At 62.4% G+C, this 19,843-nt stretch carries 19 protein-coding genes; 9 read left to right on the plus strand and 10 right to left on the minus strand.

Translation table 11 applies throughout. The features are described from left to right. The 6 genes from trpD (at position 1) to lexA (ending at position 5,073) form a co-directional block, all read left to right on the plus strand. Positions 1-1,023, plus strand: coding sequence for an anthranilate phosphoribosyltransferase (gene trpD / locus WNE31_RS07275; RefSeq protein WP_349979053.1), 1,023 nt, complete (start codon positions 1-3; stop codon positions 1,021-1,023). A 109-nt stretch (positions 1,024-1,132) separates the two neighbouring features. Further along, a complete protein-coding gene (locus tag WNE31_RS07280) occupies positions 1,133-1,786 on the plus strand; it encodes a uracil-DNA glycosylase (RefSeq protein WP_349979054.1) in 654 nt (217 codons plus the stop codon). Then, positions 1,783-2,601, plus strand: a complete 819-nt coding sequence (gene trpC, locus WNE31_RS07285; protein WP_349979055.1) for an indole-3-glycerol phosphate synthase TrpC — start codon at positions 1,783-1,785, stop codon at positions 2,599-2,601. The genes WNE31_RS07280 and trpC overlap by 4 nt, the downstream gene beginning before the upstream one ends. Beyond that, on the plus strand, positions 2,601-3,077 hold the full coding sequence (gene moaC / locus WNE31_RS07290; protein ID WP_349979056.1) for a cyclic pyranopterin monophosphate synthase MoaC: 477 nt from the start codon (positions 2,601-2,603) through the stop codon (positions 3,075-3,077). Before trpC ends, moaC begins: the two co-directional genes overlap by 1 nt. After that, positions 3,074-4,249 (plus strand): molybdopterin molybdotransferase MoeA, encoded by a 1,176-nt coding sequence (locus WNE31_RS07295; RefSeq protein ID WP_349979057.1) that lies wholly within the window; start codon positions 3,074-3,076, stop codon positions 4,247-4,249. The genes moaC and WNE31_RS07295 overlap by 4 nt, the downstream gene beginning before the upstream one ends. Before the next feature lie 110 nt (positions 4,250-4,359). Continuing rightward, a complete protein-coding gene (lexA, locus tag WNE31_RS07300; protein ID WP_349979058.1) occupies positions 4,360-5,073 on the plus strand; it encodes a transcriptional repressor LexA in 714 nt (237 codons plus the stop codon). Here lexA and WNE31_RS07305 read toward each other — a convergent pair. Next, positions 5,067-7,088, minus strand: a complete 2,022-nt coding sequence (locus WNE31_RS07305; protein WP_349979059.1) for a ComEC/Rec2 family competence protein — start codon at positions 7,086-7,088, stop codon at positions 5,067-5,069. The genes lexA and WNE31_RS07305 overlap by 7 nt on opposite strands. A 79-nt stretch (positions 7,089-7,167) precedes the next feature. Here WNE31_RS07305 and gltX point away from each other — a divergent pair, with 79 nt between their 5' ends. The 3 genes from gltX (at position 7,168) to WNE31_RS07320 (ending at position 11,782) form a co-directional block, all read left to right on the plus strand. Further along, positions 7,168-8,592, plus strand: coding sequence for a glutamate--tRNA ligase (gene gltX / locus WNE31_RS07310; protein ID WP_349979060.1), 1,425 nt, complete (start codon positions 7,168-7,170; stop codon positions 8,590-8,592). 72 nt (positions 8,593-8,664) lie between these two features. Then, the gene (gene gltA / locus WNE31_RS07315) at positions 8,665-9,960 is read left to right on the plus strand and encodes a citrate synthase (protein WP_349979061.1); all 1,296 of its coding nucleotides are present in this window, start codon (positions 8,665-8,667) and stop codon (positions 9,958-9,960) included. A 202-nt stretch (positions 9,961-10,162) separates the two neighbouring features. Next, complete coding sequence (locus WNE31_RS07320; protein WP_349979062.1) at positions 10,163-11,782, plus strand: calcium-binding protein; 1,620 nt, start codon at positions 10,163-10,165, stop codon at positions 11,780-11,782. A 24-nt stretch (positions 11,783-11,806) separates the two neighbouring features. On the opposite strand, the gene WNE31_RS07325 is transcribed toward WNE31_RS07320, so the two are convergent. The 9 genes from WNE31_RS07325 to WNE31_RS07365 form a co-directional block, all read right to left on the minus strand. Further along, positions 11,807-12,583 carry an enoyl-CoA hydratase-related protein gene (locus WNE31_RS07325; RefSeq protein WP_349979063.1) on the minus strand — a complete coding sequence of 259 codons (777 nt, stop codon included), beginning with the start codon at positions 12,581-12,583 and terminating at the stop codon, positions 11,807-11,809. A gap of 73 nt (positions 12,584-12,656) precedes the next feature. Further along, the gene (locus tag WNE31_RS07330) at positions 12,657-13,109 is read right to left on the minus strand and encodes a cytochrome c-type biogenesis protein (RefSeq protein WP_349979064.1); all 453 of its coding nucleotides are present in this window, start codon (positions 13,107-13,109) and stop codon (positions 12,657-12,659) included. Beyond that, entirely contained in the window at positions 13,106-15,079 is a 1,974-nt protein-coding gene (locus tag WNE31_RS07335; RefSeq protein ID WP_349979065.1) for a heme lyase CcmF/NrfE family subunit, read from the minus strand. The genes WNE31_RS07330 and WNE31_RS07335 overlap by 4 nt, the downstream gene beginning before the upstream one ends. Before the next feature lie 77 nt (positions 15,080-15,156). Then, positions 15,157-15,690 carry a holin family protein gene (locus WNE31_RS07340; RefSeq protein WP_349979066.1) on the minus strand — a complete coding sequence of 178 codons (534 nt, stop codon included), beginning with the start codon at positions 15,688-15,690 and terminating at the stop codon, positions 15,157-15,159. Next, a complete protein-coding gene (locus WNE31_RS07345; RefSeq protein ID WP_349979067.1) occupies positions 15,681-16,289 on the minus strand; it encodes a holin-associated N-acetylmuramidase in 609 nt (202 codons plus the stop codon). Before WNE31_RS07345 ends, WNE31_RS07340 begins: the two co-directional genes overlap by 10 nt. 155 nt (positions 16,290-16,444) lie before the next feature. After that, positions 16,445-16,888 (minus strand): cytochrome c maturation protein CcmE, encoded by a 444-nt coding sequence (gene ccmE / locus WNE31_RS07350; RefSeq protein WP_349979068.1) that lies wholly within the window; start codon positions 16,886-16,888, stop codon positions 16,445-16,447. 9 nt (positions 16,889-16,897) lie between these two features. After that, a complete protein-coding gene (gene argC, locus WNE31_RS07355; RefSeq protein WP_349979069.1) occupies positions 16,898-17,926 on the minus strand; it encodes an N-acetyl-gamma-glutamyl-phosphate reductase in 1,029 nt (342 codons plus the stop codon). A gap of 102 nt (positions 17,927-18,028) precedes the next feature. Beyond that, a complete protein-coding gene (locus WNE31_RS07360; RefSeq protein ID WP_349979070.1) occupies positions 18,029-18,841 on the minus strand; it encodes a glutamate racemase in 813 nt (270 codons plus the stop codon). A gap of 21 nt (positions 18,842-18,862) precedes the next feature. Next, positions 18,863-19,741 (minus strand): lysophospholipid acyltransferase family protein, encoded by an 879-nt coding sequence (locus WNE31_RS07365; RefSeq protein WP_349979071.1) that lies wholly within the window; start codon positions 19,739-19,741, stop codon positions 18,863-18,865. Positions 19,742-19,843: the final 102 nt, after the last annotated feature.

Consider the following 19,843-nt stretch of genomic DNA (forward strand, 5'->3'; position numbering starts at 1 on the left):
ATGAGCGACGCCCTGAAACCCCTGATCGGTGCGGCGGCAGACGGCCCGCTGACCCGGCACGAGGCCGAAGCGGCCTTTCAGATCCTGTTTGACGGCGAGGCCACGCCCAGCCAGATCGGCGGGCTGTTGATGGCGCTGCGCACGCGGGGCGAAACGGTGGATGAATATGCCGCTGCCGCTGCCGTGATGCGCGCCAAGTGCCATGCTGTGAAAGCCCCCGAGGGCGCGATGGATATCGTGGGCACGGGCGGTGATGGCAAGCACACGCTGAACATCTCGACCGCGACGGCCTTTGTCGTGGCGGGCGCAGGCGTGCCCGTGGCAAAACACGGCAACCGCAACCTCAGCTCGAAATCGGGCACGGCGGATGTGCAGGGCCAGATGGGCATCAACGTAATGGTCGGCCCCGCCGTGGTGGAAAAGGCGCTGGCCGAAGTGGGCATTGCCTTCATGATGGCCCCGATGCACCACCCCGCGATTGCCCATGTGATGCCCACGCGGCAGGAACTGGGCACGCGTACGATTTTCAACATTCTTGGCCCCCTCACCAACCCCGCCGGTGTCACCCGGCAACTGACCGGCGCTTTCAGCCGTGATCTGATCCGCCCGATGGCGGAAACGCTGGGCCAGTTGGGCAGCGAACATGCGTGGCTGGTGCACGGGTCGGACGGCACGGACGAATTGACCATCACCGGAGTCAGCTGGGTCTCGGCGCTGGAAAAGGATGGATCGGTTCGGGATGTGGAGCTGCACCCCGAAGATGCGGGTCTGCCCGTGCACCCGTTCGAGGCCATCGTGGGCGGCACGCCCGAGGACAACGCCAACGCCTTCCGCGCGCTGCTGGACGGTGAAGCGAGCGCCTATCGCGACGCGGTGCTGCTGAACGCAGCCGCGGCGCTGGTGGTGGCAGATGCCGTGGGCGACCTGCGCGAAGGCGTTGAAAAGGCACGCGAAAGCATCGACAGCCGCGCGGCCAAGGCCAAAGTTGCAGGTCTGGCGCGTGTGACCTCGGACGCGGGGTGACATTCGTGAAACAGAGGCATGCGACCACCCGAGGTGGGTGCGACTGCACCCGCCTGTGGGGCGGGCGGGTGCATGCCGGAATGATGCGCTTCCCGGCGAGGCACGTCACATGACACCACTCTCCCCCCCCGCCACATGGGCCCACCTGCCGTTCTTTACCCGTGACCTGCCCGCGATCAATGCCGCACTGGCCGCAGACACGCGCGTGATATTGCCCCCGCGCGATCAGGTCTTTGCGGCGCTGGACCATTGCGCCCCCCACGAGGTCAGAGTTGTGATCCTCGGACAGGACCCCTATCCCACCCCCGGCCATGCGCACGGGCTGTCCTTTTCTGTTGCACCCGATGTGCGCCCGCTGCCCCGCAGCCTGACCAATATCTACAAGGAAATGCAGGCCGATCTGGGACAGGTGCCGCCCAATGGCGACCTGCGCGGCTGGGCGCGGCAGGGCGTCTTGTTGCTGAACACCGTGCTGACCGTGCCGGCAGGCGCGGCCAACGGGCACAAGGCGCTTGGCTGGCAGAAACTGACCCATGAAATTCTGGCCGAGGTGTCGCAACGCCCGACCGCCTTTGTCCTCTGGGGCCGGCAGGCACAGGCCCTGTCCCCGCACATTCACGCGGGCGATCACCTCTTGATCGAAACCGCCCATCCCTCTCCGCTTTCGGCGCGAAAAGGGTTCTTTGGGTCCCGCCCTTTTTCGCGTATCAACAACTGGCTCGCCCGGCGCGGCGAATCCCAAATCAACTGGACGACCACATGACCGCCACTGTTCTGGACAAAATCAAAGCCTACAAGCTCGAAGAAATTGCCGCAGACAAGGCCGCCAAACCACTGGCCGCCGTCGAGGCCGACGCGCGCGAGGCATCGCCCCCGCGCGGCTTTGCCGACGCGCTGTTCAAGGCGGCCCGCACAGGGTACGGGCTGATTGCCGAGGTCAAGAAAGCCTCGCCGTCCAAGGGGTTGATCCGGCCCGATTTCGATCCGCCCGCGCTGGCCAAGGCGTATGAAGATGGCGGCGCGACCTGTCTGTCGGTGCTGACCGACACGCCCAGCTTTCAGGGCGCCAAGGAATACCTCACGCAGGCCCGCGAGGCGACCAGCCTGCCTGCCCTGCGCAAGGATTTCATGTATGACACCTATCAGGTGGCCGAGGCGCGCGCCCTTGGGGCCGACTGTATCCTGATCATCATGGCCTCGGTCAGTGACGCACAGGCGCAGGAACTCGAAGAGGCCGCGTTCAGCTGGGATATGGACGTGCTGATCGAGGTGCATGACGCCGAGGAACTGGAACGCGCGACCAAGCTGAAATCGCCCCTGATGGGCATCAACAACCGCAATCTCAAAACATTCGAAACCACGCTCGACACCACGCGCACCCTGTCGAAACTGGTGCCCGCCGAGCGGCATATCGTGTCGGAAAGCGGGCTGAACACGCCCGGGGATCTGGCGGATATGGCCCGCTATGGCGCGCGCATCTTCCTGATCGGGGAAAGCCTGATGCGTCAGGACGACGTGACCGCCGCCACGCGCGCGCTGCTGGCCGATCCGCTGACCCGCCCCGGGGGATTCTTCTGATGTCAGGTCTCACCCATTTCGACGGCAAGGGCGATGCCCATATGGTCGATGTGTCGGACAAGGCCGTCACCGACCGGATCGCCACCGCCGAGGGCTGGGTCCGCATGAAGCCCGAAACTCACGCCATCATCGCCGAAGGCCGCGCCAAGAAGGGCGATGTTCTGGGCGTGGCGCGTCTGGCCGGGATCATGGGGGCCAAACAATGTTCAAACTTGATCCCGCTCTGCCATCCCCTGCCGATCACCAAGGTGTCGGTAGAACTGACCCCCGACGCATCCCTGCCCGGCGTGAGGATTGAAGCCACCGTCAAGACTACCGGCCAGACCGGCGTCGAAATGGAAGCATTGACCGCCGTCAACGTCGCCGCCCTGACCGTCTATGACATGTCCAAGGCCGTGGACAAGGACATGGAAATCGGCGGCATCCGCGTGATCCTGAAAGACGGCGGCAAATCCGGGAGATACGAGGCCACATGATCCCGGTTTCCGAAGCTCTCGATCACCTCTTTGCGCTGGCGGCCCCGCTTGAGGTCGAAACCGTGCCCCTGTCTGCCGCCAATGGTCGCGTTCTGGCGCGGGCCGTGCAGGCCAACCGCGACCAGCCGCCGTTTTCGGCCTCGGCCATGGATGGCTATGCGCTGCGCGATGCCGACGTGCGGGACGGTGCCTCGTTTGACGTCATTGGCGAGGCCGCGGCAGGGCACAGGTTTGAAGGCGCAGTGGACGCGGGTCAGGCGGTGCGCATCTTTACCGGCGCGCCCGTGCCCGAGGGTGCGGATCGCGTCGTCATTCAAGAGGATGTGATCCGCGAGGGTGACAGGATCACGCTGCTCGACACTCTGGACAGCGGGTTTCATATCCGCCCCGCCGGAGGTGACTTTGCCAGGGGCGCCGAAATTGCCGCGCCGCGCCGTCTGCGCCCTTCGGATATCGCGCTGATGGCGGCGATGAACATTCCCGAGGTGCCGGTCACGCGCCGCCCTCGCGTTGCGATCATGGCCACGGGGGACGAGTTGGTCATGCCGGGCGAGACCCCCGGCCCCGACCAGATCATCGCCTCGAACAGTTTCGGCCTTCAGGCCATGTTGCGCGACCTCGGCGCCGAGGCCCGCCTGCTGCCGATTGCCCGCGACACGCATGCCTCGCTGGAAACCGCCTTTTCACTGGTGGATGATGCCGATCTGGTGCTGACCATCGGCGGTGCCTCGGTCGGCGATCATGATCTGGTCGGCGCAGTGGCGGCGGATTTGGGGATGGAGCGCAGTTTCTACAAGATCGCGATGCGTCCGGGCAAACCGCTGATGGCGGGGCGGCTGGCCGGAGGCGCGATGATGATCGGATTGCCCGGCAATCCGGTGTCTGCAATGGTCTGCGGGCATATCTTCGTGGCGCCGGTCGTGCGGAAAATGCTGGGTCTGGACGCAAGCCCGGCGCCGGAACTGGCCGCGCCGCTGGCCGCGGCCATAGGGCCAAACGGCCCGCGCCAGCACTACATGCGCGCCCGTGTCGAAAACGGCGAAATCACTGCTTTCACGCGCCAGGATTCCTCGCTTTTGACGGTCTTGTCTGACGCCAATGCCCTGTTGGTCCGGCCCCCTAACGATCCGGTCCGCGCCGCAGGCGAGATCCTGCGCTATGTGCCGATCTGAGAGGCTCTGTCACGGGATGTTCCCGCGATGTTCGCAAAATATTTGACACAAAACGAGAACATGCGTAGAACATTGGCATAGACCTGCGGTTTTCAAAACGGGGACATGCCATGCTGACCAAGAAACAGCTCGACCTGCTGGAGTTCATCCACACACGTTTGCAACGCGACGGGGTGCCCCCCAGTTTTGACGAGATGAAAGATGCGCTCGACCTCAGGTCGAAATCGGGGATTCACCGCCTGATTACGGCTCTGGAAGAACGCGGGTTCATCCGCCGCCTGGCGCACCGTGCCCGCGCCATCGAGATCGTGAAACTGCCCGAGAGCATGGGCGGCGCCCCGAGCGCGCCCAAGGGCGGGTTTGACCCCAAGGTGATCGAAGGCCCACACCCCTCGCCCACGCAGCCTGCGAATATCACGCCGCAGGAAATCGTGATGCATGCCCGCGAACTGCCCGTGATGGGCAAGATCGCCGCCGGTGTCCCGATTGAAGCGATAAGCCATGTAGACCACCACGTCGCGGTGCCGGGGCAGATGCTGCGCAGTTCGGGCAACCACTATGCGCTTGAGGTCAAGGGCGACTCGATGATTGAGGCGGGGATCAACGATGGCGACGTCGTCATCATCCGCGAAACCACCACCGCCGATAACGGCGATATCGTCGTCGCACTGGTCGAGGATCAGGAAGCGACGCTCAAGAAATTCCACCACAATGGCAGTTCGATCGCGCTCGAGGCGGCGAACCCCGCCTATGAAACCCGCGTCTACCCCGAGGACAAGGTTAAGGTACAGGGCTGTCTTGTGGGTCTCATCCGCACTTACTGACGCCAACGCAAATCCGCGCTGTTCCACATCCGCCGCCCGCTGACCTCGCGGGCGGTCTTTTTTTGCCACGTCCCGCCGGGCAATGGGTGCAGGGCGATGGCGCCTGTCTCGCGCAGGCGGTCGGGATCATAGACATCGCACGGCAGCTCTCGCCCGAGGGGCTGGTTGGTGACAAGGATCAGATCCGACGCGCAGGTCTGTTGCGCCGCAACGGCGCTCTTGCCGGTCAGGTGCAGGATCGGGATCGCGAGATCATCGTGCCAACGTGCCGCTGCCGCGGCCTGCGTGCCCCCGTCCCCGTCGTTTTCAAGCCAGTTCAGCGCCACGAACCCCTGCCCCCGCGCCTTGCTGAGCGCGCGGCCCCCAGGTGTCATCACCCCGACGATCCCGCCACTGTCGGCGATCAGGATCACCGGGCGGTCGGTCTTGGCCCACAGGACAATGGCCAGCAACACGCCCCCGAAACCCAGCCATCGCATACGCCCCTGCCACAGGATGACCCACAGCATCCCAAGCGTGAAGACCGGAAGGAAGAGTTTTGGCGGGCTTGGCAAATGGCCCTGCGCGCCATCCAGCGCAGCCACATACCCTGCCACGGTCAGGATCGCGCGCAGACCCTGCTCCATCGCCCAAAGACCGACCCCCTCAAGCCCCAGCGGCGCAAGGCAGGCAGCGGCCACGGCGGCGGGTGCCACGATCAGTCCCATGATCGGCATCGCCAGAAGGTTCGCGGGCAACCCGTAATGCGCAACTACGTTGAAATGCGCTGCGGCATAGGGCGCGGTGGCCAGCCCCGCCACGGCCGAGGACACGACCAGCGCCGCCGTGGACCGCAGCCGGCGCGGGCCAAGCGTCCAGCCCTTGTCTCGGATCAGGCTAAAGACCGCCACCAAACCCGTGGTCGCGGCAAAGGACATCTGGAACCCCGGCCCCAACAACGCCTCGGGGCGCAGCACCAGAATGATCAGGGCCGCCATCGCCACGGCGCGCAGCGACAGGGCGCGCCGGTCCAGCAGGATGGCGCAAAGTGCGACCGCAGCCATGACAAAGGCGCGCTGGGTGGCGACACTGCCCCCCGATAGAAGAAGGTAGGCCGCCGCCGCGACCAGCGCGACCACGGCGGCGACCTTCTTGGCCGATAGGCGCAGGGCCACGGGCGGCACGAGCGTCAACACCAACCGCACCGCCGCAAAGACCACCCCCGCCAACAGCCCCATATGCAGGCCGGAAATCGCCAGAAGATGGGCGAGGTTCGACGCTCGCAGCGCCTCGGTCGTGGTCTGGTCCAGCCCGCTGCGGTCGCCCGTGGTGATGGCCGCCGCTACCCCCGCGACGTCGGGCACCATGCGGCTTTGGATTGCTTCGGACAGGGACATGCGAAAAGCAAACACCCTGTCACCCCCGGCACGGGGTCTCACCGTCAGAACCGGTGTACGGGTATAGCCCACCGCCCCGATGCCCATGAACCATGCATGACGCTGGAAATCGAATCCGCCGGGTTCGACCGGCCCTGAAGGCGGCGACAGATGCGCCGTCATCATCACCACCATGCCCGGCGCAGGCGTGATGAACCCCTGTTCCCCGTGCAGCGCCACACGCACCTTGCCGGGTGTGCGGTCTGGTGTGGTGTTTTCAAGCTGCACATCAGCCAGCGTCAGGCGCAGGGCATCCGTGGCCGACCGGTCAATGCCCACGATCCGCCCCTGCACCGCGCCATAATAGCGCCAGTCCAGAACCGGGGCCTGCACCAGATGCGCCCTGAACGCAGCCAGACACAGCCCCAGACACACCAGGGCCACGGCCCAGACCAGGGGCGAAAACGCGCCGCGCAGGGCCACCGCCACGCCCGTGCAGATCACACCAGAGGCAGCGCAGGCCGCGAGCACAGCAAAGCCGGGTTCAAAGGGCAGCGCGAAATAGGCCCCCACCCCGATCCCCAGAAAGACCGGCGCCCAGGCAAAGAGATGCCCGCTCTGCCCCAGAAGGGCCGCTTCAACCCCTGCAAAAATGCGCAAGCCTTGTCCTCTCTCGGGCAGGTCGCTAGACAGGCCCAAACGCTAGTCCATCCTTGGTTACGGAAAGGTTAATCCCCGCATGACACGCCAAGTCGTCACCCGCTTCGCCCCGTCGCCCACCGGTTTCCTGCATATCGGCGGCGCTCGTACGGCCCTGTTCAACTGGCTTTATGCGCGTGGACGCGGCGGTAAATTCCTGCTGCGTATCGAAGACACCGACCGTGAACGCTCGACCCCAGAGGCCACGGCCGCCATCCTGCAGGGGCTCTCGTGGCTGGGGCTGGATCATGACGGCGACGTCGTCAGCCAGTTCGAAGGGGCTGCGCGCCACGCCGAGGTGGCCCATCAACTGTTGGCCGAGGGCAAGGCCTATAAGTGTTTTGCCTCGCAAGACGACATCGCCGCCTTCCGCGAGCAGGCCCGCGCCGAGGGCAAATCGACGCTCTATCGCAGCCCATGGCGCGATGCCGATCCGGCCAGCCACCCCGACGCGCCCTACGTCGTGCGCATCAAGGCGCCGCAGGACGGTACCACCGTGATCAAGGACGAGGTGCAGGGCCACGTCACCATCCGCAATGATCAACTGGATGACATGATCTTGTTACGCTCGGATGGCACACCGGTTTACATGCTGGCCGTTGTTGTCGATGACCATGACATGGGTGTAACCCATGTGATCCGCGGGGACGATCACCTGAACAATGCCGCGCGCCAGATGATGATCTATGACGCGATGGGCTGGGACGTGCCGGTCTGGGCGCATATCCCGCTGATCCACGGCCCCGACGGCAAGAAACTGTCGAAACGCCACGGGGCGCTGGGGGCCGAAGAGTATCAGAAGATGGGCTATCCGGCGGCTGGCATGCGCAATTACCTCGCCCGTCTGGGCTGGAGCCATGGCGACGACGAGTTCTTTACCGACGCGCAGGCGAAAGAGTGGTTCGACTTCGCTGGAATCGGAAAAAGCCCTGCGCGGTTCGACACCAAGAAGCTCGAAAACCTGTGCGGACAGCACATCGCTGCCAGCGAAGATGCCGCGCTGCTGCAAGAATTACTGGCTTTCCGCCGCGCAATTGGCGAGTCCGACCTGCCTGACGACAAGAAGGACGGTTTGTCGCGGGGCATGTATTGCCTTAAAGAACGGGCCAAGACATTCCCGGAACTTACTGAAAAAGCTGAATTTATCCTTTCAGATCGCCCCTTGCATCCGGATGCGAAGGCGCAAAAGAACCTTGATTCAGTATCCCGTGGTATACTGAAAGAATTGACGCCGCAGTTGCAAAATGCTAGCTGGTCGCGAGACGGATTGGAGGCTGTCACCAACTCTTTCGCAGACGCCAAAGAGATCAAATTCGGCAAGATGGCCGGACCCTTGCGGGCCGCGCTTGCCGGGCGAGCGGTGACACCCAGTGTATTCGACATGATGCTTGTTCTGGGGCGCGAGGAAACGATTGCCCGCCTTGAAGAAGCCGCAGATTTTGAACCGGAGGGCCAGCCGGGTTAACCAACGCTGCCCCAACGACAGATAGACCGCCCGGATCATCCGCAATCCGGGCACGAGAGGAAGGGACCACGAATGTCTGACACCCAGAAAACAGCGAAGCTGACGATTGACGACAAGACCTACGACCTGCCGATCCACTCGCCGACCGCTGGCCCGGATGTTCTGGATATCCGCAAGCTCTATGGTCAGGCCGGTGTGTTCACCTATGATCCGGGTTTCACGTCAACCGCGTCTTGCGACTCGACCATCACCTATATCGACGGCGAGGCCGGTATCCTGCTGCACCGTGGCTATCCGATCGACCAGCTGGCCGGCAAATCGCATTACCTCGAGGTCTGCTTCCTGCTGCTTTACGGCTATCTGCCCTCTGCGGCCGAGCTGGAAAAGTTCGAAAGCACGATCACCCGCCACACCATGATCCACGAACAGATGCACAACTTCTTCCGTGGGTTCCGCCGAGATGCGCATCCGATGGCGACCATGGTGGGTGTGGTCGGGGCCATGTCGGCCTTCTATCATGACTCGACCGACATCTCGGACCCGCACCAGCGCGAGATCGCATCGCATCGCCTGATCGCGAAAATGCCGACCATCGCCGCGATGGCCTATAAATATTCGATCGGTCAGCCCTTCGTGTATCCGCGCAACGATCTGGATTATGCGTCGAACTTCCTGCACATGTGCTTCTCGGTGCCTGCCGAGAAATACGAGGTGAACCCGATCCTGGCTCGCGCTATGGACCGTATCTTTACCCTGCACGCCGACCACGAACAGAACGCGTCGACCTCGACCGTGCGTCTGGCGTCGTCGTCGGGGGCCAACCCGTTCGCCTGTATCGCAGCCGGCATCGCCTGCCTCTGGGGCCCGGCCCACGGTGGCGCCAACCAGGCCTGCCTGGAGATGCTCAAGGAAATCGGCTCCCCCGATCGCATTCCCGAGTATATCGCCCGCGCCAAGGACAAGAACGACCCGTTCCGCCTGATGGGCTTTGGCCACCGCGTCTACAAGAACCGCGACCCCCGCGCGACCGTGATGAAACAGTCGGCCGACGAGGTGCTGGAACTGCTGGGCGTCGAGGACAACCCGCTGTTGCAAGTTGCCAAGGAACTCGAGCACACTGCCCTGAACGATCCGTATTTCGCAGAGAAGAAGCTGTTCCCGAATGTCGACTTCTATTCGGGCATCATCCTCGAGGCGATGGGCTTCCCGACCTCGATGTTCACCCCGATCTTCGCATTGTCGCGTACCGTTGGCTGGATCTCGCAATGGAAAGAGCAGCTGTCGGATCCGGCGCACAAGATTGGTCGCCCGCGTCAGCTGTACCTTGGCGAGGTCGAGCGCGACTATACGGACATCGAGAATCGCTAAGAGCGGTCTTTCCAGAAAGAATTCAAAACGCGCCCCGGCTCTGCCGTGGGCGCGTTTTTTGTGAATAAAAGCAAAAACTTGAAACGGTATCGGTACCTGCCGGCCATTGTTGACCGTTGGTTAACAAAAATTAACACTTTTTGACTCGTCGCTCGAAACACCGATAATTGTGTCGAAATTGTGTTTCTCAGGAGTTCGTTTCATGATTGCTGCATCCGTTATTCTTGGCGTTGCCTTCTGGGGCTGGGCTCTTATGGAAATTTTCGACGACGACGATGATGATTCAAACGCGTCGTCAGATGACTCGCAAACCGATGACGATTCGATGATCGACGACGGGGACGACGACAACACCGATGACGGTGATGACTCGGATGATGATGATGATGACGCCACTGATGGCGTTCAGATCATCGGCGATCAGGATGCCAACACCCTGACCGGGGGTGAAGGCGATGACACCATCATCGGTCGCGGCAACGATGACACCATCAAGGGCCTTGAAGGCAATGACGACCTGCGCGGCTGGGCGGGCAGCGACAGCATCAATGGCGGTCCGGGCGCCGACACGATCGACGGCGGTTCTGCCAATGACACACTGTTCGGCGGCGGTGGCTTTGACGAAATGACCGGCGGCACCGGCAATGACATGATCGACGGCCACACCTCGGATGACACACTTTATGGCGAAGAGGGCGCTGACACGCTGATGGGCGGATCGGGGGCCGACATGCTCATGGGTGGCGACGGCATGGATTCGCTCGTCGGGGAAGAGGATGATGACGCGCTGGACGGCGGCGCGGGCAATGACGTGCTGGACGGCGGTGTTGGGGCGGACATGCTCTATGGCGGGGCTGGCGACACGCTGACCGGCGGCGACGGGGAAGACACCTTTGCGCTGTTCTCGGACCAGTTCGACACCGAGAACCCGGGCGTGATCACCGATTTCGAGGCGGGCGATCAGCTCTTGCTGGTCTACCCCGAGGGCACAACGCCCCCCGCCTATTCAACCACGCAAGATGGCGACGACACACAGGTGCTGATGAACGGTGAACCGGTTCTGACGGTGCAGAATGCCGATGCCGCGGTGGTGGCCGATGCGATTTCGCTGGCCGAGGATGGCGACGAGGATAACTCGGACGATCCCACCAACAATATCATCATCGAGGGCGATGACAGTGACAACGCCATTGCCGGCACGGTTGAAGAAGACTTTATCTACGGGGCTGGCGGCAATGACAGCCTGGCCGGGGCCGACAGCGGCGACCTGATCCTTGGCGGCGATGGTGACGACACCGTGTTTGGCGAAGCCGGAGATGATGTGCTGATCGGCGGCGCGGGGGCGGACTCTGTGACTGGCGGTGTTGGTTCGGATATCATTGTCGGCTCGTCGCTTGTGGATGAGGACGCGCTGATTTCCTCAGCCCGGACAGCCACCACTGTGGACGACGTAGTGATCAACCTCGACACCTCGACCGACACTGACGCGGGAGATGTCCTGCGCGGCCAGATCGGGAATGACACGATCATCATGGGCGAAGCTGACACTGTTTCCGGTGGCGCCGGAGCCGACCAGTTTGCCGCAGGCGAATGGATTGTGGATGGCGGCCCGGCGGTGATCACCGATTTTGACGGAGATCGGGATATCCTGAGCTACAGCTACTCGGGCGACACAATGCCTGTTCTGACCATGACCATGGGCACGGATGGCAGTGCCGAAGTCATGGCCGATGGTGTGCCGGTGATGATAGTCCAGAACCCGCCCGCCGGATTTGCGGTGACGGACGTGCAACTGCTCCGTATGGATGCGCCCGCAGCCTAAGCCCGACCACGTCTGTCGGGGGCCTTAACGGCCCTCGAACTTGGCGGCACGCTTGTCGAGGAAGGCCACGACGCCCTCTTGGAAATCGCGGGTGCCGCCACATTTCCCTTGAAGCTTGGCCTCCAGCGTCAGTTGCCCTTCAAGCGTATTGCCAAGCGACGCCTGCATCGCCTCTTTGATCCGGCGATAGGCCATTGTCGGGCCCGTCGCCAGATGCGCGGCACGCGCCTTCCAATGGCTTTCAAACACGTCATCCGGCACATGTTCCCAGATCATGCCCCAGTCATCGGCCTGTTGCGCGGTGATCTTGTCGGCAAACAGCGCCGCGCCCATGGCCTTGGCCGATCCGACAAGACGCGGCAGGACGTATGTGCCCCCGGCATCCGGCATCAGGCCGATCCGCGCAAAAGCCTGCATGAAATAGGCGCTTTCCGAGGCGATCACCACATCCGCAGCCAGCGCAAGGTTGGCCCCTGCCCCGGCAGCGGCCCCGTTCACGGCGCTGATCACCGGCACGGGACAATCGGCAATCGCCCGGATCATCGGACCGTATTCGTCGCGCAGGGTGCGTTCCAAATCCATGTTAGAGGCATCCGCCCCATCGCCCAGATCCTGCCCCGAGCAAAAGGCCCGCCCTGCCCCGGTCAGAACCACGACGCGCGCCTGTTGACCCGCCTCGATTACGGCATGGGTGATCTCGGCCCGCATGGTCGCGGTCAGGGCGTTCATAACGTCGGGACGGTTGAGCGTGATGACGGCAACCCCGTCCTCAAGCGCATAGGTGATCGTTTCAAAATCCATCGGACAAGCCCTCCTGCAACCCTGTTCGGATCACCTTAAACGCCACAAACCCCGCTCAAAGCGAAACCCCGCGTCAGTTTTCCATGATTTTTTTCAGCCGGGCCTGTTCGTCGTCACTCAGCGCTGGCTCGGCCTTTACCGGTGCAGTCGACCGGCGGCGCAGATACCCCACACCGACCCCCAGAGCAAGGAGCAGCATCGCCGGCCCCGCCAGCCACAGAACAAGGTTCGAGCCGCTGGTTTTCGGGTTGAGCAGCACATATTCGCCATACCGGTCGACGATAAAGGCCATGGCCTCTTCATCGGTGTCGCCTTCGGTCAGACGCTCGCGCACCAAAAGACGCAGGTCTCGCGCCAGTTCGGCATTTGAGTCGTCAATGCTCTCGTTGCGGCAGACAAGACAGCGCAGGTCCTTGGACAGTTCACGCGCCCGTTCTTCAAGGACCGGATCGTCCAGCACCTCGTCTGGCTGAACGGCCCAGACCGGGGCCGCCAGCAACATCAGGATCATCAGGAACCGTTTCATTCTGCGGGTACTCCGGCAGTGGGGGCCTTGCGTGCACCTGCGGCGACACGATACCGGCGGTCGGTCAGGCTGAGCACGCCACCCAGCGACATCAGCACACACCCCAGCCAGATCCAGTTGGTCAGCGGCTTGATGTAGGTGCGCAACGTGTACCCGCCATCCGCTTGCGGATCGCCAATCACCACGTAAACGTCGCGCAGGAAGCGATAGTCGATCGAGGCCTCGGTGGTCGGCATCGAGCGCACCGGATAAACCCGTTTCTCGGGGTTCAGCACGGCGACAAACTCACCATCCTGGCGGACCGTGACATCGGCCATGGTCGACAGATAGTTCGGTCCCTCGACCTCGTTCACGGCGTCCAGCGTCAGTTCAAACGCACCGACCTCAAAGGATTCCCCGACATAGGCAACGCGGATATCCTCGACCTCCCACGCCATCAATCCGGCAATCCCGACCATGGTCACGCCCAGCCCGGAATGTGCGACCGCCTTGCCCCAGTCGGCGCGCGGCAAACGGCCGAGCCGTTTCAGGCGTCCGCCAATCGGGCCACGGCCCGTGCGACTGAAGATGTCGATGATTGCGCCAAAAACCAGCCATGTGCCAAGGAACACACCAACCGGTCCCAAAAGGCTCTTCTCGGTCTGGATGGACCACGCCAGCCCGGCCAATGCCACGGCCAGAACCAGTGCCGGCATCAGTGGCTTCATGGTTTTCGAGATCACAGCCCGCTTCCATGGCATCATGGCCCCAACTGGCAGGATAATCCCGAGGATCACCATGAAGGGCGTGAAGGCCATGTTGAAGAACGGCGCGCCAACGCTCAGCTTGCGGTCAAAGAACATCTCGGAAATCAGCGGCCAGATGGTTCCGATGAACACCACGAAACAGGCTACGGCCAGAAGGATATTGTTCATCACCAGCGCGCTTTCGCGGCTGACCATGCCAAAAACGCCCTTGGCTTCCATCGCACTGGCGCGTGCAGCAAACAAGGTCAGCGCGCCGCCCATGAATACCGCCAGAATGGCAAGGATGAACACCCCGCGCTCGGGGTCATTGGCAAAGGCGTGGACCGAGGTGATCACGCCAGAACGCACGATAAACGTCCCGATCAGCGAGAAGCCGAAGGCCAGAATGGCCAGAAGGATGGTCCAGCTTTTCAGCGCCTCGCGCTTTTCGACCACGATGGCCGAGTGCAGCAGCGCCGCCGCCAGAAGCCAAGGCATGAACGAAGCGTTCTCGACCGGATCCCAGAACCAGAAACCACCCCAGCCGAGTTCGTAATAGGCCCACCACGATCCCAGCGCGATACCGATGGTCAGGAACACCCAGGCCGCCAGCGTCCACGGCCGCACCCACCGGCCCCAGGCCGCATCAACACGCCCTTCGATCAGCGCGGCCACGGCAAAGCTGAACGCCATCGAAAGACCGACATAGCCAAGGTAAAGGAACGGCGGATGGAAGGCCAAGCCGGGGTCCTGCAACAGCGGGTTCAGGTCTTCGCCGTCAAACGGCGGCACGCCAAGCCGCAGGAACGGGTTCGAGGTGAACAGGATAAAGGCAAAGAAGGCCAGCGCGATCCACGACTGGACCGCCAGCGCCCGCGCTCTCATTGTCGGCGGCAGGTTGCCCCCGAACCACGCCAGCGTCGCCCCGAACAGCGTCAGGATCAGCACCCAGAGCAGCATCGAGCCCTCATGGTTGCCCCAGACGCCGCTCACCTTATAGAGCATCGGCTTGAGCGAGTGACTGTTCAGCGCCACCAGCCGCAGGCTGAAATCCGACACCACGAAGGAATAGGTCAGCGCAAGGAAGGACGCGAAGGTCAGGATGAATTGAACACCGGCGGCTGGTTCGGCCACGGCCATCCAGCCGGGCCAGCGCTTGTGCGCACCGATAAGAGGAATCACGGCCTGGACCAGAGCGGTCAAGGCGGCGAGGATCAACACGAAGTGGCCAAATTCTGCTATCATGCCCCCGTATATATTCCGCCCCGCCGTCCGGGCCAATGGCTTTCGTTGGGTCTGCGTTCACAATGTCGCGGCCCGCGTCAAGCCCGGCTGCGCCGCCAGTCTTCCAATGCGGGATTCCTATCGTCAAGACCGTCGTACAATGTATTGATTTCGCGTATATTTTCCACCACGATCGGCACGTTGCGCAGGGTTTCGGCGATCGACTTCTGGAACGCCTGCCCCTTGGCCTGATGGCGCGCCCCGAAATAGAAACTGACGATCACCCCCAACAGCCACCAAAGCGGCTCGGGCACCAGCGCGATCCCTGCCATGCGTTCGGCAAACCAGACTGGGTCAATCATGGCCGACACCACCAGCCCCAAACAGCCAAGCGCCATCATCGGGCGCGGCAGGCGGTTGATGGCATCCATGACCCTGTCAAACCGCCCGCGCCCGGTCTGGCGGTATTCGTCGGCCAGCGCGGCCATCGCCGCCAATTGCACCTGAACGCCACGTTCCGCCCCGGCCTCGGCATTCTCGCGAAACACCTCGACCGTGTCTTTAACCACATTGCGCCCGTCCCCGAAAATCAGCGCCAGCAACGACCCGAACATGCCCCCGTTCATCCCCATGCCGCAATCCTTTCGCGGAAATCCGCATCGCTCAGGTGATAGCGCGGCGAAATGAACTCTTCCGCGCGCTTGATCCACCCGCCCTTGCCGCCTGCACGCGTGCGGGCGTATTTGCGGCTCGCCGGGCGTTGGTCGGCCAGACGGAAATAATAGTTGCGCCGCGCGATCCCATAAGCATCGACCAGATGATCGGGCGCTTCCTGCGCGATGCGCCAGCTGGCCTCGACCGTTCGCGGTCCGATCACCCCATCCACCGCAACCCGCGCGCCCATATCATTCAAAAGCCGTTGCAAAATCCTGACCGCATGTGCGCCTGCGTTTACATACATGTCGAACAGGCTCGGCTGGATCATCTGTGGCAGACGGTCCAGCCCCGGCCCGTGAAAATAATGATCCAGAAAAATCTCTTCCGCTTGCGCAGCGGTCAGCCGCGCCACATCGGCGGCATCCACATCGCCGTCGTGATCCAGATCCAACCCTAAGCGGCGCATCGTGTGGATGGTCACCCCAAAATTCGTAGCACCGCCCGGATCGTCGGGGTCATTCACGAACCCGCCTTCCCGCGCGATGATCTCTCGCGCGATCTGCCTTACATCCATGGCCCTCACCTCATTTGAAACTGTGTCCCCCAGCATTTCAACAAGGTGTTAACCGGGCTTCACCCGACCGTGCGCTGACCGTGGCCGCCCAATGAAAAAACCCGTGGCGTTGGGGCCACGGGTCTTTCGCTGATGTCAAAATCCGGACGGATGCGTCAGGTTCCGGGTTCCTGATAGACGCCTTGTTCCTTCAAGGCATCCACGACCTCTTTCGGCATGTAGGTTTCGTCATGTTTGGCAAGGATTTCATCGGCTTCAAAGACACCGTTGACGTAGCGCCCGGTGCCAACCATGCCTTGGTTTTCCTCGAACAGGTCCGGCAGCACACCGGTAAAGGCCACCGGAATCGACGCCCCGCCATCGGTCACGTTGAAGGTCACCGTCTCGCCCTGTCCGCGCACAAGCGATCCCTCTTCGACCAAGCCGCCGATGCGGAACACCTCGTTCGCAGCGGGCGGTTCTTCCGCGACCTGGCTGGGCGAGCGGAAAAAGTTGATTCCGTCCTGGAACGCAAAGCCAATCAGCACGGTGGAAATGATCAAGGCCGCGAAGGCCAGCAGGATCACCTGGATGCGACGTTGTTTCTTCAGGTTCTTCATGGTTCCTCCCTACGGAAAGACCGGCGCAAGCATCAGCCCCGCCGTTTCCTCTTCACCAAGCATGAGGTTCGCATTCTGCAAAGCCTGCCCGCTCGATCCCTTGGTCAGGTTGTCAAGCACGGCAATCACGATCGTACGTCCCTCGATCCGGTCGCCCACCACGCCGATATGGCAGAAGTTCGACGCCCGCACATGTTTCACGTTCGGGGTTTCGCCCATGGGCAAGACCTCGATAAACGGTTCATCCGCATAGGCCGCTTCGAAGGTGGCTTGCACCTCTTCCGCCGTGCCATGCACATAGGCCGTGGCCAGAATGCCCCGGTTTGCCGGCAGCAGATGCGGCGTGAACTGGATCTTTACTTCGCGCCCCGCGATCTTGCTGAACTCCTGGTCGAACTCGCCCAGATGCCGGTGCGTGCCGCCCACGGCATAGGCGCTATAGCCTTCGCTCAGCTCGGCATGCAGCAGGTTTTCCTTCAGAGACCGGCCTGCGCCCGATACAGCACATTTCAGGTCCAGAATGATATGATCCAGGTCAATCACCCCCGCCGCGATCAGCGGCCGCAGGATGAACTGGCCCGTCGCCGCGTTACAGCCCGTGCCGGCCACCAGACGCGCGGATTTTATGTCGTCGCGGTAAAACTCGGTCAGGCCATAGACCGCCTCTTCCTGCAACGCGACCGCGTCATGCTGGCCGCCATACCACTTGGCGTATTCCTCGGGGTCGCGCAGCCGGAAATCTGCCGAGAGGTCCACCACCTTCACCGTTTCGGGCAACGCCTTGATGACCTTCTGGCTGGTGGCATGCGGCAAGGCGCAGAAACACAGGTCCACACCGTCAAAGTCGATCTCGTCAATCGTGCAGAGGGTCGGCAGGTCCAGATGACGCAGATGCGGGAACACGGCCGCCATTTCCATGCCTGCCTTGCGATCCGCCGACAGCGCGACGATCTCCATATTGGGATGGGTGGCGATCAGCCGGACAAGTTCGGCACCGGTATAGCCGCTGGCACCAAGGATTGCGATCTTGTGGGTCATTTCGGACCTCTTCCTTTCTTGGTCACACGCATGGCGCGTATGGTCCCCTCTTTCGGGGCAAAATGTAGGTTGTAAATGCAGGAATTGCGAGAGGCGCGTTTGTCACGCCTTCTGGAAAGTGATCTTTCGTCGCAGGAACTGTGTCGCACGGTTCGAGACACGCGCCGGATCCCCGGTGGTCAGGAACAACGACTCGGTGCCTGCGCCCAGCATATTTGGGTGCCGTGTCAGGTAATCAGCCAGCGATTCCGCCACCAGATTGGCCTGCGAATACACCTTCACATCCGCGCCAAGCGCATCCTGAAACGTGTCATGCATCAACGGGTAATGCGTGCAGCCCAGAATGGCCGCCTGCGGATCGGGCATCTTGCGCTTCAGCGCATCGACATGCGACCGCACCAGTGCCTCGGCCAGGATCATGTCGCCGTCTTCAATGGCATCCACGACACCGCCACAGGCCTGCGCCTCGACATCCACGCCGATGGCGCGAAAGGCCAGTTCGCGCTGAAATGCGCGGCTTGCCACCGTTGCGGGCGTAGCAAACAGCGCCACGTGTTTGACTTCGACTTCGCGCGGCGGCGAGTTGTCGCCCCAGCTGCGTTCGGTCAGGGCCTCGATCAGGGGCACGAACACCCCCAGCACCCGCTTGTCAGTTGGAATCCAGCTTTCCTGCATCCGGCGCAGCGCCGCCGCGCTGGCAGTGTTACAGGCCAGAATAATCAGGTCGCAGCCCGCATCCCACATGCGTTCCACGGCAGCCGTGGTCAGGTTGTAGACGTCATCGGCGTCGCGCACCCCGTAAGGTGCGTGCAGATTATCACCGAAATAGACAAACGGCACCTCGGGCAACCGCTTGGTGACCGCATCCAGAACGGTCAAGCCGCCCAACCCACTGTCGAAAATGCCTACTGCCATGTTGTTCCCCAACCGGGGGGCTTACGCCCTGTATTTTTCTTCGAATTCAAAGCCATACCCGTTGGCAGGGATCGGCCTTGGAGACAGAGCATACGTTTCGTCCCGCAGGAAGTCCATGAGTGCTTTTGTATCAGAGGCGCGGGCGCGCACGGCCTGTGGATCAATCGGCTTGCCGATCACCACCCGCACTGGCGTATCCACACGTTTCTTGAACTCGCGGATCAGAAACCCCATGCGCAGCGTCACGTGCAGGTGACTTGCGATTTGGAACAGGCGGCTGGTGGTGCCGTCGAAGAAAATCGGCACAACCGCAGCCCCCGATTTCGCGACCATGCGGGCGGTAAACCCACGCCAGCCCGGATCAAGCGGTTGTCCGAACGGCGTCACGGCCGTCGACACCGTGCCACCCGGGAAAATCCCGATCGCCCCACCCTGTTTCAGGTAATCCAGCGCCACCTTGCGCGTGTTGAGGTTCAGCTTGATCGCCTCTTTCGTGGTATCGAACGACACCGGCAGGATGATCCGGTTGATGTCCTCGGCCTTGTTGAAGACCTGATTGGCCAGAATGCGGAAATCGCCGCGCGTTTCCGACAGGATATGACCCAGCATCAACCCGTCCAGAATGCCGTAGGGATGGTTCGCAATCGCAATCAGCGGGCCGTGCTTGGGGATATTGTCCAGAGATCCGCCCACCACCTCGAGCTCGAGCCCATAGCGTTCTTTCATCACCGCCCAGAAATCACGCCCCGCTGCCACTTCGTGTTCATAGCCTTCGGCGCGCTTGATCAGACCGATCCGGCCCGTCGCGTTTTCCATCACGCGGATCACAGCACGACCGCCCATTGTGGCGGCAGAATGGGCATAACTGATTTCACGTGCGACGTGGTTCTGGCGTGGCATGTGTCTGATCTCCGGTTTGCCAGCTAAATAGAAAGGAAAATCCTTGCTGGCTAGAGTCTATGACAGGGATGCGACAATCAGATGACCCCGCGGCAAGGGTTT

Origin of the sequence: Shimia fortis, from assembly GCF_040225985.1 — a bacterium.
In the GTDB taxonomy this organism is placed as follows: domain Bacteria; phylum Pseudomonadota; class Alphaproteobacteria; order Rhodobacterales; family Rhodobacteraceae; genus Shimia.